We start from the raw sequence: 17,273 nt of genomic DNA on the forward strand, positions 1-17,273 counted from the left end.
TTGTAGCTCTGCGTAATATCATCCCCGCTATAAAGGGAGATACCCTTCCCTAAAACTATTGGTGCAATAGCTATTTGAAATTCATCAATTAAATTTTCTTTAAAAAATTCTCGTGCTAAGTTTCCTCCACCAACTAACCAAATGTCTTTACCCTGTGCTTGTTTTAAATTTTCTACGAAAGTTTTAATATCTTCATCAATAAAAGTAGCATATTCATCTGATCCAGTTGTAGATTTTGAGAATACATAATTTTTATATATGCTATATGGATAATCCATGTCAAATCCACGAACAACATCGTATGTTCCTTTTCCCATTACTACAGTGTCAATTCTTTCTAATAGAGTATTGTAACCAGAATCTCCTTCTACTTCTGTTGTTTCTAGCCATTCTAAAGTGCCATCAGGATTTGCGATATAACCATCAATTGAAGTACCTACATATAAGATAATATTACGTTTATTTTCCAAATTAAAAATCTCCAATCATTAATGTTCGTATGAATCTAATTAATTCAATTACTAATTCATTTAACTAGTATAATTGAAAATTTAATTAGTATGCTTTTTTGTTAGTTGCTTACAATTTCTATATTCGATTTTATAATGTGTCAAAAAGTGAGAATAAAAATATAACCAGTAGGAAAAATTCAGTTACCCCCTGGTTTTTATGTACATTATGAATTTCTATATTTTCCAAACATAATTTCATCATAATATTTATCTAAATAAGGTAAATCCAACTCTTTTGCAATCTCTATTTCAGCTTCTTGATCGTATTCTACTCTTACAAATTGGATTGAATTTGTTGAGTATGTTCCATCTATGATTGCATATGAAGCTGTTGTTAAATCTAGTGAATTTCCGACACTTCCAACATTACATAAAATACCGTTTTTAAAAGTTTCTAGGAATGTTGTATGTATATCTCCATAAAAGACGATATCAGGTGATTGATCATTTACATTTGAATTTGTTATTTCACTATTTTCAAACATAGATAATCGTTTTTCAATTGGATGAAATGGTAAGATTCGTTCGAATTCACTTCTTGGTGAGGCATGGAAAAATCTTATTAATTGTCCATTTAATTCAAGATCTATATTAAATGGTAACGAATTAAGATATTGGTAATCATTTTCTGTTAATCTCTCTTTGAACCACTGTATAAAATCATTATCAGAAGGTGCCTGAATAAATACATCCCAATTTCCACGAACTACTTGTTCACAATTCTTTTGAATAAGCTCAATACAGGCTGAACCTTGAGGACCTTTTCCAATTATATCACCTAAGCAAAAAATTCGTTCGATTCCCCTTAATCGAATGTCCTTTAAAACTGCTTCTAATGCTGTTTTATTTCCATGAATATCTGAAATAATTGCAATTTTTGTCATTTAGCTCACCCCTACTCTCCATTTTTTATGTAGTTTTTACAAAAACCTGTTAATATTGGAAATAAATGTATTTATTTATATTATAACGAAAATTAAAGTAGTTTGATAAAATATTAATTACTTACGGTGTCCATCAATGCGTGCCTGCTTATAGCCATAATATACACAAGTGCCATTTTGAGATAAGTCTTTTACATCAAAACCGCATTTTCGATAGAAATCAAAATTATTAGAAGAAGTATGAGCAAACCAATCACCGTGCGGGAGCTTTTGAACGCAAAGTTCAATTAGTTTTGTCCCGATCCCTTTTCCTTGATACTCCGATAAAACTACCAAATCCAATATATTAGCAACCATTACTTGATCTGAAATGACTCTTACCATCCCAATCACTTTGTTCTGATCCCATACAGTAAATGCCCAAGAAGAGTTTTTAAAAATTAATGTAAATTTTTCCTTTTGCCATAATGGAGTGTTTCTAACCCACCCAGCGTCTTCAAAAAGTGCTTCAACATCGTCAACAGGAATGCCTTCATTACCTTCCCTTATGACGAATCCATTGAAATATTGATACATAACTAACTCACCCTTTATTTTATCATCTTAATCTACATTTCAAGAAAACGTCTTAGTATTCCTTCTATAGAAAATACTCTTAACAAAATAATAAGACTGTAAAAACAGTCTTTGTGTGTTGGCATATAAGACAATCAATTAGGAACCCTCACATAAACTAACTATGCTTGGTAATAAAGTAATGATTCTAGCAAGATCAAAGTCTTACTGAAGTTGATAATAGTTTCTGACCTTAGGAAAATGAATAATTACTTTCGTAAATAATCCTTCTTCTGATTGAATAGAAAGATTATGCCCTAACTTAATGGCTAATTGTTTAGCAAGATAGAGTCCCATTCCAGTAGACTTAATCTGAGTTCTTCCATTATTCCCAGTAAAGCCCTTTTCGAATACACGGTTTAGGTCCTGTGGCGGTATACCAACGCCTGTATCTTCAATGATTAGCCTCTTTTCTTTTTGATCGTCTTCATAATAAAAAGAAATGGTTCCTTTATCATTCGTATATTTTAATGAATTAGAAACTATTTGATCAGTTATAAAAGAAAGCCACTTTGGGTCACTCTGTATAAATTGTGCTTCATTAGCAATACTCAATCCAATTTCCTTATTAATAAATAATTTAGCATATTTTTTGACGCTACTTTTTATGATTTGATTTAAATTAATTTCCGTAATGAAATAATCTTTAGAAAATGAATCAATTCGTGAATAATAAAGAGCTTGTTCCACATAATAATCGATTTTGTTTAATTCATCCTCAAGTTTGTCCACCAGTTCATCCAATGATTTTCCCGTACTATGTTCCATTATTAATCTACTAGCAGCAATAGGAAGCTTTACTTCATGAATCCAAGATAAAACGAATTCTTGGTGCTCTAGTTTTTCAATCAGTAATCGTTGAATTTGCAAAGTATGCTCGTTATGTAGCTTTTTTAGCACTTCATGATATACAGTTTGATTGATTGTTTGTGGTTTTGGTAAAGCCAGTATTAATTCTTCTTTTTCTTGTTCGGTAAGCTCAACAATTTTCTTATAAAAAGCCTTTTGACGAAAATATCCTAATAAAATATAAACTGCGACAAAAAATAGACAAACTAAATTTGTATACAATAAGTTATTGATCATATCATTTGATTCCGTGCTAATCATCATCATAATTGAAACAAAAATCATCATTACACCATATAAGATAAAGAAATAACGCTTATCTTTTATATATTGAAAGAAACTCATGGTATCAAATACCCCTGCCCTTTTTTCGTAGTTATAAAATCATCCTTGCCTATTTCGGCTAATTTTTTACGTAATCGGGTGATATTTACTGTTAACGTATTATCATCAACAAAGCTTTCATCTTCCCAAAGGCTACGCATCATTTTTTTACGACTCACAATTTCCCCATTATGTCTCATTAGGAGATTAAAGATGACTAGCTCCGTTTTTGTAAGCTCTACTTTTTGATCATCATAGATTATATTACCTTCATTTTGATTAAGAATAACTCCATTATGTTCAATCAGTTGACTGGGCACTGCTGAATAGGAATATGTTCTTCGAAGTAATGCGTTCACTTTTGCCATTAAAACTTCAGTGTAAAAAGGCTTCTGAATAAAGTCATCTCCGCCCATGTTCATCGCCATTACCATGTCTACTGGTGTATTACGTGAGGAAATAAAGATAATTGGAACTTTGGATACTTCTCTTATTTTCGTGCACCAATAAAATCCATCAAATGCAGGTAAGTTAATATCCATAAGAATTAAATTAGGCTGCTCCATCAAATAGATTTGTAATACATCATTAAAATTTTCGACTTTGATTGATTGCAAACCCCACTTCTCAATCGTTTCTCCTACCAAATCTCGAATTGTTTGTTCATCTTCAACAATCATAATCTTCATAAGAATTCTCCTATCTATTACTAGGCCAGTATCGACTTCATTATACACGAATACTCAGCTTCAAAACGAACATGACATTATTGTAAGGTTAAATAGAAAGTTGTAAGTTTTTATTCTGTTAATATCCTTTAGAATAGATTTCATAAATAGAAAAAAAATAGATTCATGGAGGAATTTTAACATTGAAAAAAATTGTTGAAGCAAACCAAATAAAAAAAATTTATCGATCGAAAGGTTCTATTTTCACTGCATTGGATGGAATTGATTTAACTGTTCACAAAGGGGAATTTGTTGGTATTATGGGACCTTCAGGTGCAGGTAAATCCACTTTATTAAATATATTAGCAACAATTGATCAGCCAACATCTGGTGAAATTGCCATTGACGAAAATCGTGTCATCAAAATGAAAGAGGAAGAATTATCCACATTCCGTCGAGATAAGTTAGGATTTTTATTTCAAGAATACAATCTTTTAGATACATTAACAGTAAAAGAAAATATTATACTTCCACTCGCTTTAGCAAAAGTAGAACTGAATGAGCTAGAACAAAGAGTGAACGAACTAGCTGATCAATTTGGCATTCTGCCAATCCTAGATAAGTATCCTTACCAAATCTCCGGTGGGCAACAACAACGTACTGCCGCTTCTCGTGCAATGATTGCTAAGCCAAGTCTACTTTTAGCCGATGAACCAACTGGTGCTCTTGATTCAAAATCAGCTACTGATTTACTTGGAATTTTAAAGGACTTAAATGAACAAGAACATGCTACGATCCTTATGGTTACCCATGATGCTTTTGCAGCAAGTTATTGTAAAAGGGTGCTCTTTATTAAAGATGGAAAGATATTTACAGAGCTTGCGAAAGGAAATGAAACTCGCAAAGAATTCTTTTCAAAAGTACTAGATGTTCTATCAGTATTAGGTGGTGGAACGAATGACATTATTTAATTTAGTAAAGAAAAACGTAATTGGAAATTTTAAAAACTACTTACTATATTTTTTATCAATCCTGTTTAGTGTGGTCATATACTACACATTCGTTTCGTTGCAATACAGTTCAGAAATTCAAGCTAATGTTGAATCCTCAGATGTATTAAGTAGTGTTTTTACACAAGCTTCGATTATTTTAATTTTATTTGTAGCAGTTTTCATTTTGTACTCTAATTCTTTTTTTACTAAAAAGAGAAAAAAAGAAATCGGATTATATTCATTAATCGGTGTCCGAAAGAAAACGATTGGAAAAATGCTTTTTTACGAAAATCTAATAATGGGTGTTATTGCGATCTGTGCTGGGATCCTAGTAGGGACACTTTTATCAAAGTTTTTTTCGATGCTATTGTTGAAGCTGATGGGCATGGTAGTAGACGTAGGGATGACCTTTTCGTTTAAAGCGATTATGAATACAATAGTAGTCTTTTTATTCATTATTTTATTTACTTCAATTCAAGGATTTCGATTAATTTATCGCTTTCAATTAATCGAATTATTCAAAGCTGAAAAAGTAGGTGAACAAGCTCCAAAAGCTTCAATCATTTCAACAGTATGTGGAATTGGATTACTTATTATCAGTTATTGGCTCTTATTAGGTCCAACAACCTCAAATGAAACTAAATATTTAATCATTCTTACCATTATTACAATTAACCTAATTTTAGGCACTTATTTATTATTTCGTTCAGTCGTACTTTATTTATTGCAACTAAGCCAAAAAAATAAAGCACAATATTACAAAGGGATGAATTTGATCAGTATTACTCAATTATTATATCGGATCAAAGGGAATGCACGTACACTTTCAATTATTGCAATCTTAAGTGCGGTAACAATTAGTGTACTTAGCACAGCATATACAAATTACTATCTATTTGAAAAAAGTGTCAAAAAGTCTGTTCCTTTTAGTTATCAGTATCTTTCACAAGGAGATACTTTTAATCAAAAGGTAGCCAAACTAATTAAGGATGACAAAAAACATCCAATACAATCCGAATTGGACATTACCATTATTCAGTTAAAATCTAACTTTAAAACGCCTGGGAATTATTTAACCGATCCAACTAAAATTATTTCAGAAAGTACGTTTAATCATGTTTCTAGCGCATTAAATAGAAATGATCATATTAATCTTTCTAATGAAGATGCTGCAGTTATTAAACCAATGTATGCAGCTACAATTCATACTCCTTCTGATTACAAAGGGAAAATGATTTCTTTCAATTTGCCTAAAGGAAAGATTAATCTTACATTTAGGGAAAATGATTTCTTTCAATTTGCCTAAAGGAAAGATTAATCTTACATTTGTAGATATGAAAGAAGGTAGAATTTTACGTTGGAATTATCCCGATTTTTATGTGATTGTAAGCGATCATACTTTTGAACAGCTTGCTAAACAGGTAAAGCCACTAATCTATAAAGTTTATAAAGTAAAAAATGAGAAAAATACAGAAGAAACTTCTGAAAAGTTATTGAAACTTACTGGTGCAAAAGATGCGCAAATAATTACCAGTTATAAAGAGTATAAGAATGGTTTACAAAGTGCAGGAATGGATTTATTTTTATTAGGATTCATCGGGCTTGTATTTTTAGTAGCTACTGGGAGTATCATTTACTTTAAACAGCTGACTGACGCATATGCCGATCAAGTGCGCTATAAAATTTTACGTAAAATTGGCGTAAGTAAGAAAGAGGTAAAGAACTCCATCGTTAAACAATCAATTTTTGTATTTGGATTACCTTTAGTTGTTGGGATTTGTCATAGTATCGTAATATTAAGAGCATTAGCTACTTTGTATGGTTCTACTGAAAATCCAGTCATCATTCCGATTCTTACTTCAGTCATGGCTTATTTAGTAATTTATCTAGGCTATTTTATTTTAACAGTCCGTACTTCAAATCAGATTGCTAATAAATAAAAAATATTTCTACAACCCCCTTTTTTAACTACTATCTCGCATCAACCGATAACAAGCAAAACAGGGCTGTCCATGAGTCAGAATTTCTGACATATGAGACGCCCCGTTTTACTTCAATTCAACAATTATTTTTTCAGACCCATTACTTTTTTAAGAACCTCATAGATATGAGTGTTTTCGTATGTTCCTGACAAAGTTTCTGCTCCAGCACCTATTGCTGTTAAAGGAACCGTTACACCACCATGTCCACTTGTTGTCCAATCAATCATAAATTGATTGCTACTATTTGCTACTTTAAATGGACCGTCTTCTTTTGAAATTCCATCACCAGACTCATCTTTGCTGTCAACATCTTCAATCGTTAATCCACCACACTCATGATCTGCTACAACTAGAACTAGAGTATCAGGGTGTTTTTTTGCATACTCTTTTGCGATTGAAACTGATTTATCTAGTTCTTGTCCAGCTTTAATCATTTTTTCCGCATTATTTTCATGAGACATTTCATCAGTTCCTTCTTCTTCAACCATTAAGAAGAAACCATTTTTATTCTTTGAAAGGGTATCAATGGCTTTTTGAGTCATGTTTGGTAGAGATACAACTGGTTCGTAAATATCCCCTTCACCTTCTTGACGTTGTTCAAACATTTCTTCGTTTGCAAAAAGTCCTAACAGCTTACCGCTTTTTGCATTATTTAGTTCTTTTGAATTTGTCACATAGTTATAACCAAGCTTTTTAGCCTCGTCAACAAGATTCCCTTGTGTTCCTTTACTCTGTTCAGTTGTGTCTTTTGCTGGATGATCTTCGTATTTCCCAGCATTTCCAGCAGGATACCAAAAATCTTCCCCACCACCTAATAGAACATCTACTTTGCTATTTTCGAGATACTGCTTAGCAATATCACTTTGTTTCGATCGATCAGTAACGTGGGCACCGAAAGCAGCTGGAGTCGCATCAGTAATTTGGCTTGTTGTTACTAATCCAGTTGATTTACCTGCATTTTTTGCCATTTCTAATACTGTTTTTACTGATTTTTTGTTTTCATCAACACCAATTGCTCCATTATAAGTTTTCACTCCTGAAGCCATTGCAGTTGCAGCAGCTGCAGAATCAGTGATAACTGAAGTTGAACTCGTATGTACAAGTCCAGTATAAGGCATGTCATCCATCGCTAGTTGACCTTTTTGTCCTACAGTTGCAAGCCTAATTGCTTCGCGATGTGCTGCGCCCATTCCATCCCCAACAAAAACAATCACATTCTTTGCCTTACCATGATGATTACTTGCAGAATTAGAGTTTGCTTTTGCATCGACAAAATGATTTAAACCAAGTGTTGAAACAGCGGCAAATGATAAAGCGGCACTAATAAATGTTTTCTTTTTTCCCATCAATAACACTCCTCATTGAAATATTTCTTACTTTCAATATAAAGGATGAATATTTAGGAATCGTTTAACTAGTGTTAATAGTTTTTTAATTTATATGAACAGTTTGTAATGAAAGTTAATCTTTATTAAACAAGTTAAACAAAAAAAGGAACGAAAAATCGTTCCTTACTGGTGAATATAAATTTAAGATTTAACGTTTTTCTGTAAAACCAAATACAACCCAAACATAGTTAGCATTATTGCTGTTGAGACCGCAAGTACCAATAAATTATAGATTGGATTAATCGTTAAACCTGATACATGTTCGTTTGTTCCCATATTATAAAAGGTTTCTAATGGTGTACCTGGTTCTGGTAATACACTGTAAAAATAAAAAGATGGCACACCGTGATTAATAAATAAGTTATTAATTATAATCGTTATTAAAAAATAAACTACTAATATCGTAAAGCTCTTCAAAAAAACATTGAAATTAAATTTTGGACGATAAATAAATAGTAAGTACAATACTCCTATTACAATAAATTCATGAAGAATTACATAACAAATGGCACCCACATCAAATAAACTCGAGTAATTAACTAAAGAATCTGCAAAAACTAATGAAATATATCCTGCTGGCAATGATAGCGTAATAGCAATCAAAGATATAAATCTATTCCTAGTAAGAATCGCCCCAGGTACAATCAACCAAGCAGTCAAATGACAAAGCTGTAGAGGTATTATATCGGATAGATCGTTTCCATGAAAATAATTATAAATATTTCGAATTACCATAAAAAGGATTAAAATAAAAGCAATTATTTTACCAACAAAATGCTTTGCTTCAATGCTTTTTCCACTCATCACTTTGATCAAAATATAACTCATAATAAACGGAGAAATCATTAAGATGTAATGTGGCCAAGTATACATTTCAAAATGCATAACTGATCCCCCTTCTCCCCTATGATCGAGCTACTTTCTAAATAGCAAAGCTTAAGCATCGAGTGCTCAGTAAACTATTCAATTTAAATTAACCCTTCCTGCAAACGTCTCCTAACATTGACAAACCATCGAACATTGTATTTCCTATAACTAGTTTATTTATTTTGACAACCAATTTATGCCAAGTTTTCGGCTTGATAAGTGCATTAATTAAGCCATAAAATCATCAATAATTTCAATCACTTCAATTTTCCCATAAATTAGAAGCTCGGGAAGTTCAGTTGTAACATTTCCCTTCCAACACTCCATCTTTATATCTAGTTCAATTAATAAATATTAATAATTAGTACATCCTACATAAAAAAGGAGGTATAAAATGAAAAAAATTCCAATTATTATTGCCCTTGTTATAATGATTAGTTTTCCAATTAAATCTCAAGCTTCATCTTTAAAACAACTACCTATTACAGAGAATACAAATCAGTGGAATTTAATTATTGATAAAGCGATAACAGGCCCTAATCTTACAAAGGCTAAACCCGGTGTATACAATACGTATAGTTTAAAAATAAACAATATCGGCGATCAAAAGATTCAAAACGTAAAAGTTGAAGCCTTTCGAAATGAACCAGGTTCAAAAACGATGTTCGAACTTTTTACATCTGAGGATAAGAATGTTTTAACTACTAGGAAAAGCGAATATTATCATCAAAATTTTCCTATTTCTGTGAAAGCAACAGTATTTAGAATTGATATTACTTGGGAAAAAGTAATTGAACAAAATCAAGTAAGACATTTTAAAGAAACTTTTATCTTTGAGCAATAATGGTCCCTTTGATTAGGATAAAAAGATAAGAAAGGACAATACATTTTTATTTTGTATTGTCCTTTTTGTTTAAATTAAAGGTATCTTTTTCAACCAGTATTTATATAATTTACTACTGTTTGCCCGATTAGCTTTAATAGATTATGTGCAAACGTTGTTTTTCCAGATGCACCATGACCAGAAATACCTATTATGATTCTTTTATTTTCTCTATTTATTAAATTAGCTATTTCTTTTAATATATTATCCATGGATTTTCCTATTTTTATCGTATTTTTCAGTTATGCAGTATGTTTTTTATTTCGACTGTTAAGTACTACAGCCGTTGGTATCATTAATGCTATTATGCCTGTTAAAGTTTCTACGAGTCCTGCAGTTATAAAAAGCTCACTTGGACTCCTAACCTCAATAAACCACCCACCTAATGCTTGTGCTATTGGTACAATTCCCTGAGCAACAATCATATTAACACTCGAAACTCTTCCCATTACTTCTACTGGAATAACTTTTTGAAATACACTAGGTACAATTGTACTTACAAATGCAGAGGCAATACCAATTAATCCCATAACAATAATGGCTTCCCACATATTTGTTACGAATCCTAATAAAAGTAGCCCCAAACCTTGAAGAGAAACGGCTATCATAATTAGCTTAAGACTTGGATTTTTTATTATAATTACAAAAGCTAGAATTAGAGACATAATGATCCCGCCTCCTCCTAGCATTGACTGCATCAGGCCAAACTCATTTTCATTTGCACCGAACGATTGTGCTAAAAAAGGTAATCCAACAAATAGCATTCTAAAACTGGCGTTAGCAAAAAGCATTGTAATGATTAACGTAAGAACTAAACGATTATGTAAAATGAATCTTAATCCAAAAATAAGTTCTCCTTTAAGGGTAGATTGCTTAGCAGGTTTGAAAACGTTCTTTATTGGCTTTAGCTTCAGCTTAATCAAAGTTAATGCTGAGACAGCGAACGTAATACAAATAAATATAAAACATGTTTTCCCTTTATCAAATTGATATAAATAAGCACCGATTATTGGTCCTATTAAGGCTGTGATTTGCCAAGTTCCGGCAAATAAACTATTTGATTGAACATTTTTACTGTCTTCTATTACTCGCTGTCGAATCGATGTAACTGCAGGCCAATAAAATGCGTCAACAGTTCCAAAAATAAACCCTAAAATCAAAATATAAGCCATATTAATACTATGTAATATAAGTAAGGTAACCATAAATAAAATTATTATTGAACGAATTATATCTGATAGGATCATAACTTTTCTTCCATCAAAGCGATCTACAATCACACCACCAATAAGCATAAACACAATCCTAGGTACTCCTACTACTAGCAAAAAAGTCCCCATCATAATACCAGAACCTGTTAGTTCCTTTATCATCCAAGGAACTAGAAAATAGTAAATTGCGTCACCTAATGCAGAAAATAAATAACTTAACCAATACATCAAAAAATTTCGACTCTTAAAAAGACTAGAACCCCTATTTAATCTCATACATCCTCCCAAAATTTTCACATACAAATTCAAGTTCAAATATACATCTCGTTATTTACTATTTTTTTATAGCCTACAAGTGTTGCGCGTTCATTTAACTGTTTTCTTTCGCCTATTTGTTTGTATCCCATTTTTTCATATAAATGACAGTTTCGTTTTTCTTCTAGTAATGTTCTTAATTCCCAAGTAGTTGCTTGTGGAAATTGACCCTCTATTAGCTGAATTGCTTTTTGTGCAATTCCTAAGCCTTGGTGATCTGGTAAAATGAACATCGGGCTAATCCAAAATTGCGTTTCTTCCTTCCAATAAACACAGACTGCTCCAACAAGGACATCTTCATGCAAAATTTTATAAAATCCTCCTGCAGGATAGCTAATCCTCTTAATTACCCGATCTATTGATTCGTTTGCAGGACTTGTACCAAAATCTTGATATTTTTCTAACAATGGCAAAAAGGCTTTTACTTGCATGTCAAAAATGATTTGTGCATCTGCGATTGTTGCTTTGTCTAATCGTAAGTTCATAATTTTCACCTCTAGTTAGTCGTGTTCATATTCTAATTTCTATATGTTTTATTGTTTTCCTTGTTTATCAATTTTTCCAAACAGATAATAACTTCTTAATTAGGCTAGTTGTCAATGAAACTCGTATGTTTTTTACTTATTTCACTTCTAAAGCAAAAGCATAAAAAGCGTCACCATGTGAAACGTGTTTATCTTTTTTATCCCTCCAATATACTCCGTAAGAATAGTAATAAATACCTTTTTTGATCGGTACAGTAAAATGATTATTTTCAATTACTACTTCGCTTTCTTTATTATTGACTATCTCATTTAGGTGGATTTCTCCCGGTTTTGGGCTGTAATTCATTACGATCGTTACAACTTCACCCGCTTTTACTGGAATTTTCTTTTCATCTTTTAATAGTTCAATTGGTCCAGCCGTATCAACACACTCTGCATGCCCTTTTGTCTCCCAACAATACGTTCCTAGCTCCGTTTCATATGTTTCATTCCCTATTTGAATCAGTGTTTTTGGAGGTTTATCACCTTTCAAACTATCATTTTGTGAACAAGCAGTAAAAGTAAAAAGGATAAAAAGCAGAGATACAATTAACCTTTTAGACATTTGCTATGCCTCCCATCTATTATTTGGACTAAAAGTAACACTCAATTTATGAGAAACAATCATTTTTCTAAAAATTTTAATTTTGTCCCATCCTTTTGCTCTACAATTAGAACCTTCGTATTTTCATTTGTAGAATAAATTTTATCGCCTACATTTAATATATTAGAAGAAAAATTGTCTTTTAAAACCGCTCCACCTCTAATCGCTTTTTTAACTACCCCTATTTGCTCTTTAATTGTAAATTTATTAGTTTCAACATGCCCTTGCAACAAATACTCGTTACCGTTCATTAGTAAATAAGCAATAGTAGAATTTTGAACTGTACGATCCATTTCGTATACAGTCGAAATGTCACTAGAATCATTAAATAAATTTATAAAAGAAGGTTTATTAATCATCGAAAACGTTAGAAACAATAAAGCGAACACACCTAAAGCAATTGTAATCCTAGTTCGCTTATTTTCTCGTTTATCTTGCGCCTTATTCCACACCTGATGAAATGTGACTGTAGTGTTATGTACATCCAAGTTGCTTTTAAGCGTCTCTTTAATTTCAGAAATTGGAGCGTTTTCCTTCATTTAGATTCACTCCTTTTTAGTCTGTGATCAACTTTAAGAATCTCATTGTCGGATAAGCGATTTCTCAATTTTACTAGTGCATAATTTAATCTTGATTTACAAGTTCCTATTGGAATATTTAATGAGGCTGCCACTTCCTCCAATTTAAGTTCTAAATAATAATGAAGCACAATTACTTCCCTACTCTTATAAGGTAACAAGTTAATCTCTTTCCAAAGTTCATCTTCCATTTCATTTTTTAAAATTGAATTTTCTACAACTTTGTCAGTTGAAATTACAGAATTCAAACTAAAAATATGTTTTATCTTGTGTTTTCGAATCATATTACGTGTAACATTAACTGTTATTCTATAAATCCAAGGTTCAATTGATTTAGTAGCATCAAATAAATCCATTTTTTTAAATATGCGAATGAAGGTATCCTGCGTTATGTCATCAGCCATTTCTTTTGATTTCGTCAAAAAGTAAGCAGTTCGAAACACTAAAGAAGAGTGATTATTAAACAATTCTTCTAAACTATTTTTATTACTTTCAGCCACTAGCTCTCCCCCCTTTTTTACCTTTTACTTTAAATACACTTAAAACCAATTTATAGTTCGGTATTTTTTATATAAATTTATGTTCTATTAAATTAACTTAAAAAACATGATTATATAGTATGTATTTTCTAATGAAGACAAACAAAAAAAGCCACGTAAAGTGACTTTTGATTTTGTTAAACAAAATAGTTTTACTGAGAAGAGAAAGTTGTACGACCTTTTCCTAATCTCAGTAATTACTACTATTCAATTAAATTATATTCCTTCTTCATCAACCAAGTTTTCATTTTCCCGTTTATTATGGAAAACAAACAATTTTTGGCCAAAGTAATTTACGATTGTGTATAAACCTGTGCTAATTAAAACTGCTAAATCAGTTTTCATTTTATCTGAAATAAAATCTGTATTGCTTAATGAGAAATCGATTATTTTTGCCCCAAGATTATATGCAATAAAATAACTTGCCAAAATGACGATGATAAATAGTGGAACACTTTTTGAGACTGAGCTTTGACTTTTAAATGTAAATTTGCGATTTAATAAATAACTTACACATGCTCCAATTGTATTTCCTAAAAATGTAGACCACCAATATGACAAGCCAAGTAAATGTAGTAATAAATAGATTGCAGATAATCCGACAATCGTATTTAGAACTCCTACTGCAATAAAACGAAAAAAGGTTCTATTCATCTTTCAATCCATTATGCACCACTTCTTTTAGAAACTCGAAAGAATTGTTCGTGGAATATAAATCCGTTTCAATAGCATATCTTGGGCGTTTTTTAACTTCATGGTAAATCTTTCCGATATATTCACCAATTATTCCGATTCCCATAAGCTGAATTCCACCTAAGAACCAAATTGAGACCATTAATGATGGCCAACCAATAATTGTATTTCCTAAAATATGCTGTGCAACTGTATAGCTTCCAGCAATTAAACTAAAGATTATTGATAAAAATCCTAGCAATGTAACGAATCTTATTGGAGCTATACTAAAAGAAGTAATTCCATCAAATGCAAATGAAATCATCTTTTTTAATGGGTATTTAGATTCGCCAGCTAATCTTTCCTTACGATCATAGTAGACCTTTGTAGATGGGAAACCTACAAGTGGGACTAGTCCTCTTAGGAAAACATTAATCTCTTTATATTTGAATAACTCATCTAATGCTCGTTTACTCATCAACCTAAAATCTGCATGATTGGGCACTAAATTAATCCCTATTTTACTCATAAATCGATAGAATCCAAGCGCAGTTGTACGCTTAAAAAAAGTATCTGTTTCTCTACTATCTCTTACGCCGTAAACGATATCGTAACCATCTATATATTCTTCTACAAATGTACGGATGACATTAATATCATCTTGTAAATCGGCATCAATAGAAACAACACAATCTGAATGCTTGTTAGCAATTTCAAGACCTGCAATAAGCGCATTCTGATGCCCTACGTTTTTTGAAAGCTTTAATCCTTTAACAAAATAATTTTCATTACTTTCATTTTCGATTAATTTCCATGTTTGATCTTTACTTCCATCATCTACAAATAGAATTTTACTATCATCTGAAATCAAATGGTCATCTATTAAATCTTCTAATACGAGAGAAAGTTGATTAGAAGTTTCCTTAAAAACTTCCTCCTCATTGTAACAAGGAACAACTATTGTTAATAAAGGTCTTTTCATATATATTATTCCTTCCATTTCAACCGTTATTTTACCTCATATAAATAAATTCGCCATGCTGAATTTTTATTATCAAAGGTTTTTTTCCATACTAAGTCATTACTTTTTGCATTATCTATTGGCACTGCAGAAAAGATATATTGCCCACCCATTTTCTTAAACACACTCATATTTAGCTGCAGATGATGAATTCTTACGTTCGAGTTCTTTTTGAATTCATAATTTTTCCCTAATTCCGCTACAAAAATATAGCATCTTCCACCCCAATGATCGAAGTAATTTTCAAGTAAGGGACTTTTCTTAAGTTCTGGAGCTATAATTTTTCTAAATTGATGCTTATACTTTAAAGAGTAAAAATTATTATAAGTATCAAGTGTGTAAAAACCGTTATATTGTGCAATCGCTGGATGAATCCCAATACTTGCAACTCGGTAACTATTTTTCGGTTTACCAATGTATTTTGCAATTTCTGTAAATTGGTTAACTGCATAAAATTGTTTATATGACGGCTTACCAGCTACTCGATATACGATTTCATCATTTGCACAAAACATAACAAGAACTTGAACAACGAGACATAATTTTACAAACTTCTGCCATCCTTTTCCTTTTAACCATAAAAGATAGCCACCAACTGCAAACATCATATAAATAATTAATGGCCTTAAAAAATGGAATCTAGCAAAATTAAATGTGTTTAATAATTGATAATGGTCTTTTAACGGCTTCCATCCTTTATAAAACCAAAATGCATACCAAACAGAAAGTAAAAAGTTTAAGATAAATAAATAATAAAATCTTCGCTCAGTTAGATTTCTCTTTTTATTTTTTATTGTCCAAAACGTTATAAACGATAAAGGTACGATGACTAGAGTGTGAAGAGTCAAAACATGAGTATGCCCTAAAAAATAGTTCTTGAATACTAATCGAACCGTATGCCAAAAACCTAAAGTTGAGCTTACAAACTCATTTCTACTAGTAGGTTCAGTTGGAAAAACCAATGAATAAACAAGACGATACTCGATCCCTAAATATATTAACGTCATTAATAAAATACTTAAAAAGAAAACTAAATTCGGTTTCTTTTTGACAATTACGTCCCTTAGCCATAAAAAGCCCATAAATGTTAAAAAGAAAAAGAATCCTAATACAAAACTAGAATAGAATGGTAATAAAATTAAAGTAATCCAGTCTTTCCAATTGTGTTTGCCGCTTCTTATATTCAAAAATGCCCAAAGTGCTAATGGCATCCCTAATGTACTTAACATTCCTGATGGCCAAAATGGAGTTAGTGCAAACGCAAGCGAAACCCATACTCTAATCATGTAGTTTTCTTTTAATGTTATAAAATGTTTTTTTAATAACAAATACATACCCAAAAATGCAAAAACTCTAGTGATTGCTTGGGCAAATGAGTAAGCTAGCATTGGTGGAAATATATTATTTAGCCACTGAATCCCACTAAATTCTGTTCCATATGCATTTCTTGGTAATCCATTAATGATTTGTGGGATTGTAGAATTTAACCCACCAAATAATTCACCAGAATTTCTAAGTGTTTTATACCATGCTATATTTGAATCCAGATTATCATGAACTCTTATATGAGCGTTTTCTCCTAAAATGAATAAAGGAGAAAGATAGATCAACATTAAAATGAATGCTAATACTAAATGTTTTTTTTCTTGACTCCAATTCGAATAAAATTTCATATTTGTTACACCACTTTACAATTACTTATTTCATTTTTAGTTATTTAACTTTCACACGAAAAATTAACTGTCAATTTAAATCTTACTTTTATAAAGGCAACTACTATTCAATACTCCTATAAAAATGTAACGAAAAAATTTAAGACCATTTAATAATAAAACTCTAATATGA

At 31.3% G+C, this 17,273-nt stretch carries 20 protein-coding genes and 1 pseudogene; 4 read left to right on the forward strand and 17 right to left on the reverse strand.

All coding sequences use genetic code 11. The features are described from left to right. The 5 genes from ACFCYN_RS22485 to ACFCYN_RS22505 form a co-directional block, all read right to left on the reverse strand. The coding region (locus ACFCYN_RS22485) for a dihydrofolate reductase family protein (RefSeq protein ID WP_375951906.1) at positions 1–470 on the reverse strand (470 nt) is incomplete at its 3' end. A gap of 206 nt (positions 471–676) precedes the next feature. Then, the gene (locus ACFCYN_RS22490) at positions 677–1,396 is read right to left on the reverse strand and encodes a metallophosphoesterase family protein (RefSeq protein WP_172444978.1); all 720 of its coding nucleotides are present in this window, start codon (positions 1,394–1,396) and stop codon (positions 677–679) included. 117 nt (positions 1,397–1,513) lie between these two features. Beyond that, positions 1,514–1,972, reverse strand: coding sequence for a GNAT family N-acetyltransferase (locus ACFCYN_RS22495; RefSeq protein WP_172444979.1), 459 nt, complete (start codon positions 1,970–1,972; stop codon positions 1,514–1,516). A 204-nt stretch (positions 1,973–2,176) separates the two neighbouring features. Then, a complete protein-coding gene (locus ACFCYN_RS22500; protein WP_375951909.1) occupies positions 2,177–3,205 on the reverse strand; it encodes a sensor histidine kinase in 1,029 nt (342 codons plus the stop codon). Beyond that, entirely contained in the window at positions 3,202–3,873 is a 672-nt protein-coding gene (locus ACFCYN_RS22505; RefSeq protein WP_375951911.1) for a response regulator transcription factor, read from the reverse strand. The genes ACFCYN_RS22500 and ACFCYN_RS22505 overlap by 4 nt, the downstream gene beginning before the upstream one ends. A gap of 182 nt (positions 3,874–4,055) precedes the next feature. On the opposite strand from ACFCYN_RS22505, the gene ACFCYN_RS22510 reads away from it, so the two are divergent. Genes ACFCYN_RS22510 through ACFCYN_RS22520 form a run of 3 tightly spaced genes read left to right on the forward strand, consistent with a single transcriptional unit; the run spans position 4,056 to position 6,784 of the window. Beyond that, positions 4,056–4,823 (forward strand): ABC transporter ATP-binding protein, encoded by a 768-nt coding sequence (locus ACFCYN_RS22510; RefSeq protein WP_172444982.1) that lies wholly within the window; start codon positions 4,056–4,058, stop codon positions 4,821–4,823. Next, the gene (locus tag ACFCYN_RS22515; protein ID WP_375951913.1) at positions 4,810–6,150 is read left to right on the forward strand and encodes an ABC transporter permease; all 1,341 of its coding nucleotides are present in this window, start codon (positions 4,810–4,812) and stop codon (positions 6,148–6,150) included. Before ACFCYN_RS22510 ends, ACFCYN_RS22515 begins: the two co-directional genes overlap by 14 nt. After that, entirely contained in the window at positions 6,143–6,784 is a 642-nt protein-coding gene (locus ACFCYN_RS22520; protein ID WP_375951915.1) for an FtsX-like permease family protein, read from the forward strand. Before ACFCYN_RS22515 ends, ACFCYN_RS22520 begins: the two co-directional genes overlap by 8 nt. 125 nt (positions 6,785–6,909) lie before the next feature. On the opposite strand, the gene ACFCYN_RS22525 is transcribed toward ACFCYN_RS22520, so the two are convergent. The 3 genes and pseudogenes from ACFCYN_RS22525 to ACFCYN_RS22535 form a co-directional block, all read right to left on the reverse strand. Then, positions 6,910–8,172 carry an alkaline phosphatase gene (locus ACFCYN_RS22525; protein WP_375951917.1) on the reverse strand — a complete coding sequence of 421 codons (1,263 nt, stop codon included), beginning with the start codon at positions 8,170–8,172 and terminating at the stop codon, positions 6,910–6,912. Positions 8,173–8,355: 183 nt separating this feature from the next. Next, a complete protein-coding gene (locus tag ACFCYN_RS22530; protein ID WP_375951919.1) occupies positions 8,356–9,099 on the reverse strand; it encodes a TMEM164 family acyltransferase in 744 nt (247 codons plus the stop codon). A gap of 210 nt (positions 9,100–9,309) precedes the next feature. Beyond that, positions 9,310–9,405 (reverse strand): annotated as a pseudogene (locus tag ACFCYN_RS22535) (DUF2441 domain-containing protein); the annotation flags it as partial. 70 nt (positions 9,406–9,475) lie between these two features. Between ACFCYN_RS22535 and ACFCYN_RS22540 the strand changes: the two are divergent. Next, positions 9,476–9,925 (forward strand): hypothetical protein, encoded by a 450-nt coding sequence (locus ACFCYN_RS22540; RefSeq protein WP_172444986.1) that lies wholly within the window; start codon positions 9,476–9,478, stop codon positions 9,923–9,925. Positions 9,926–10,014: 89 nt separating this feature from the next. Here ACFCYN_RS22540 and ACFCYN_RS22545 read toward each other — a convergent pair whose 3' ends face one another. From ACFCYN_RS22545 to ACFCYN_RS22585, 9 genes are all read right to left on the reverse strand, one after another. Continuing rightward, entirely contained in the window at positions 10,015–10,176 is a 162-nt protein-coding gene (locus ACFCYN_RS22545; protein WP_216854157.1) for a hypothetical protein, read from the reverse strand. A 30-nt stretch (positions 10,177–10,206) separates the two neighbouring features. Further along, positions 10,207–11,451 carry an MFS transporter gene (locus tag ACFCYN_RS22550; RefSeq protein WP_375951921.1) on the reverse strand — a complete coding sequence of 415 codons (1,245 nt, stop codon included), beginning with the start codon at positions 11,449–11,451 and terminating at the stop codon, positions 10,207–10,209. A gap of 35 nt (positions 11,452–11,486) precedes the next feature. Next, on the reverse strand, positions 11,487–11,975 hold the full coding sequence (locus ACFCYN_RS22555) for a GNAT family N-acetyltransferase (RefSeq protein WP_375951923.1): 489 nt from the start codon (positions 11,973–11,975) through the stop codon (positions 11,487–11,489). Between the two features lie 136 nt (positions 11,976–12,111). Further along, positions 12,112–12,579 (reverse strand): hypothetical protein, encoded by a 468-nt coding sequence (locus ACFCYN_RS22560; protein ID WP_375951925.1) that lies wholly within the window; start codon positions 12,577–12,579, stop codon positions 12,112–12,114. Positions 12,580–12,638: 59 nt separating this feature from the next. Continuing rightward, positions 12,639–13,157 (reverse strand): hypothetical protein, encoded by a 519-nt coding sequence (locus ACFCYN_RS22565; RefSeq protein WP_375951927.1) that lies wholly within the window; start codon positions 13,155–13,157, stop codon positions 12,639–12,641. Further along, the gene (locus ACFCYN_RS22570; protein WP_375951929.1) at positions 13,154–13,696 is read right to left on the reverse strand and encodes an RNA polymerase sigma factor; all 543 of its coding nucleotides are present in this window, start codon (positions 13,694–13,696) and stop codon (positions 13,154–13,156) included. The genes ACFCYN_RS22565 and ACFCYN_RS22570 overlap by 4 nt, the downstream gene beginning before the upstream one ends. Before the next feature lie 255 nt (positions 13,697–13,951). Then, entirely contained in the window at positions 13,952–14,389 is a 438-nt protein-coding gene (locus ACFCYN_RS22575; RefSeq protein ID WP_375951931.1) for a GtrA family protein, read from the reverse strand. Beyond that, entirely contained in the window at positions 14,382–15,389 is a 1,008-nt protein-coding gene (locus ACFCYN_RS22580) for a glycosyltransferase family 2 protein (RefSeq protein WP_375951933.1), read from the reverse strand. Before ACFCYN_RS22580 ends, ACFCYN_RS22575 begins: the two co-directional genes overlap by 8 nt. A 26-nt stretch (positions 15,390–15,415) precedes the next feature. Beyond that, entirely contained in the window at positions 15,416–17,101 is a 1,686-nt protein-coding gene (locus ACFCYN_RS22585; protein WP_375951935.1) for a DUF6044 family protein, read from the reverse strand. Positions 17,102–17,273: the final 172 nt, after the last annotated feature.

It is taken from the genome of Gottfriedia sp. NPDC056225, assembly GCF_042267765.1.
GTDB lineage: Bacteria > Bacillota > Bacilli > Bacillales > Bacillaceae_G > Gottfriedia.

Coding starts and splice junctions, on each gene's coding strand:
- ACFCYN_RS22585 (WP_375951935.1), bottom strand. CDS start 17,101: ATGAAATTTTATTCGAATTGGAGTCAAGAAAAAAAACATTTAGTATTA.
- ACFCYN_RS22565 (WP_375951927.1), bottom strand. CDS start 13,157: ATGAAGGAAAACGCTCCAATTTCTGAAATTAAAGAGACGCTTAAAAGC.
- ACFCYN_RS22545 (WP_216854157.1), bottom strand. CDS start 10,176: ATGGATAATATATTAAAAGAAATAGCTAATTTAATAAATAGAGAAAAT.
- ACFCYN_RS22525 (WP_375951917.1), bottom strand. CDS start 8,172: ATGGGAAAAAAGAAAACATTTATTAGTGCCGCTTTATCATTTGCCGCT.
- ACFCYN_RS22580 (WP_375951933.1), bottom strand. CDS start 15,389: ATGAAAAGACCTTTATTAACAATAGTTGTTCCTTGTTACAATGAGGAG.
- ACFCYN_RS22540 (WP_172444986.1), top strand. CDS start 9,476: ATGAAAAAAATTCCAATTATTATTGCCCTTGTTATAATGATTAGTTTT.
- ACFCYN_RS22490 (WP_172444978.1), bottom strand. CDS start 1,396: ATGACAAAAATTGCAATTATTTCAGATATTCATGGAAATAAAACAGCA.
- ACFCYN_RS22550 (WP_375951921.1), bottom strand. CDS start 11,451: ATGAGATTAAATAGGGGTTCTAGTCTTTTTAAGAGTCGAAATTTTTTG.
- ACFCYN_RS22505 (WP_375951911.1), bottom strand. CDS start 3,873: ATGAAGATTATGATTGTTGAAGATGAACAAACAATTCGAGATTTGGTA.
- ACFCYN_RS22560 (WP_375951925.1), bottom strand. CDS start 12,579: ATGTCTAAAAGGTTAATTGTATCTCTGCTTTTTATCCTTTTTACTTTT.
- ACFCYN_RS22530 (WP_375951919.1), bottom strand. CDS start 9,099: ATGCATTTTGAAATGTATACTTGGCCACATTACATCTTAATGATTTCT.
- ACFCYN_RS22575 (WP_375951931.1), bottom strand. CDS start 14,389: ATGAATAGAACCTTTTTTCGTTTTATTGCAGTAGGAGTTCTAAATACG.
- ACFCYN_RS22555 (WP_375951923.1), bottom strand. CDS start 11,975: ATGAACTTACGATTAGACAAAGCAACAATCGCAGATGCACAAATCATT.
- ACFCYN_RS22500 (WP_375951909.1), bottom strand. CDS start 3,205: ATGAGTTTCTTTCAATATATAAAAGATAAGCGTTATTTCTTTATCTTA.
- ACFCYN_RS22495 (WP_172444979.1), bottom strand. CDS start 1,972: ATGTATCAATATTTCAATGGATTCGTCATAAGGGAAGGTAATGAAGGC.
- ACFCYN_RS22515 (WP_375951913.1), top strand. CDS start 4,810: ATGACATTATTTAATTTAGTAAAGAAAAACGTAATTGGAAATTTTAAA.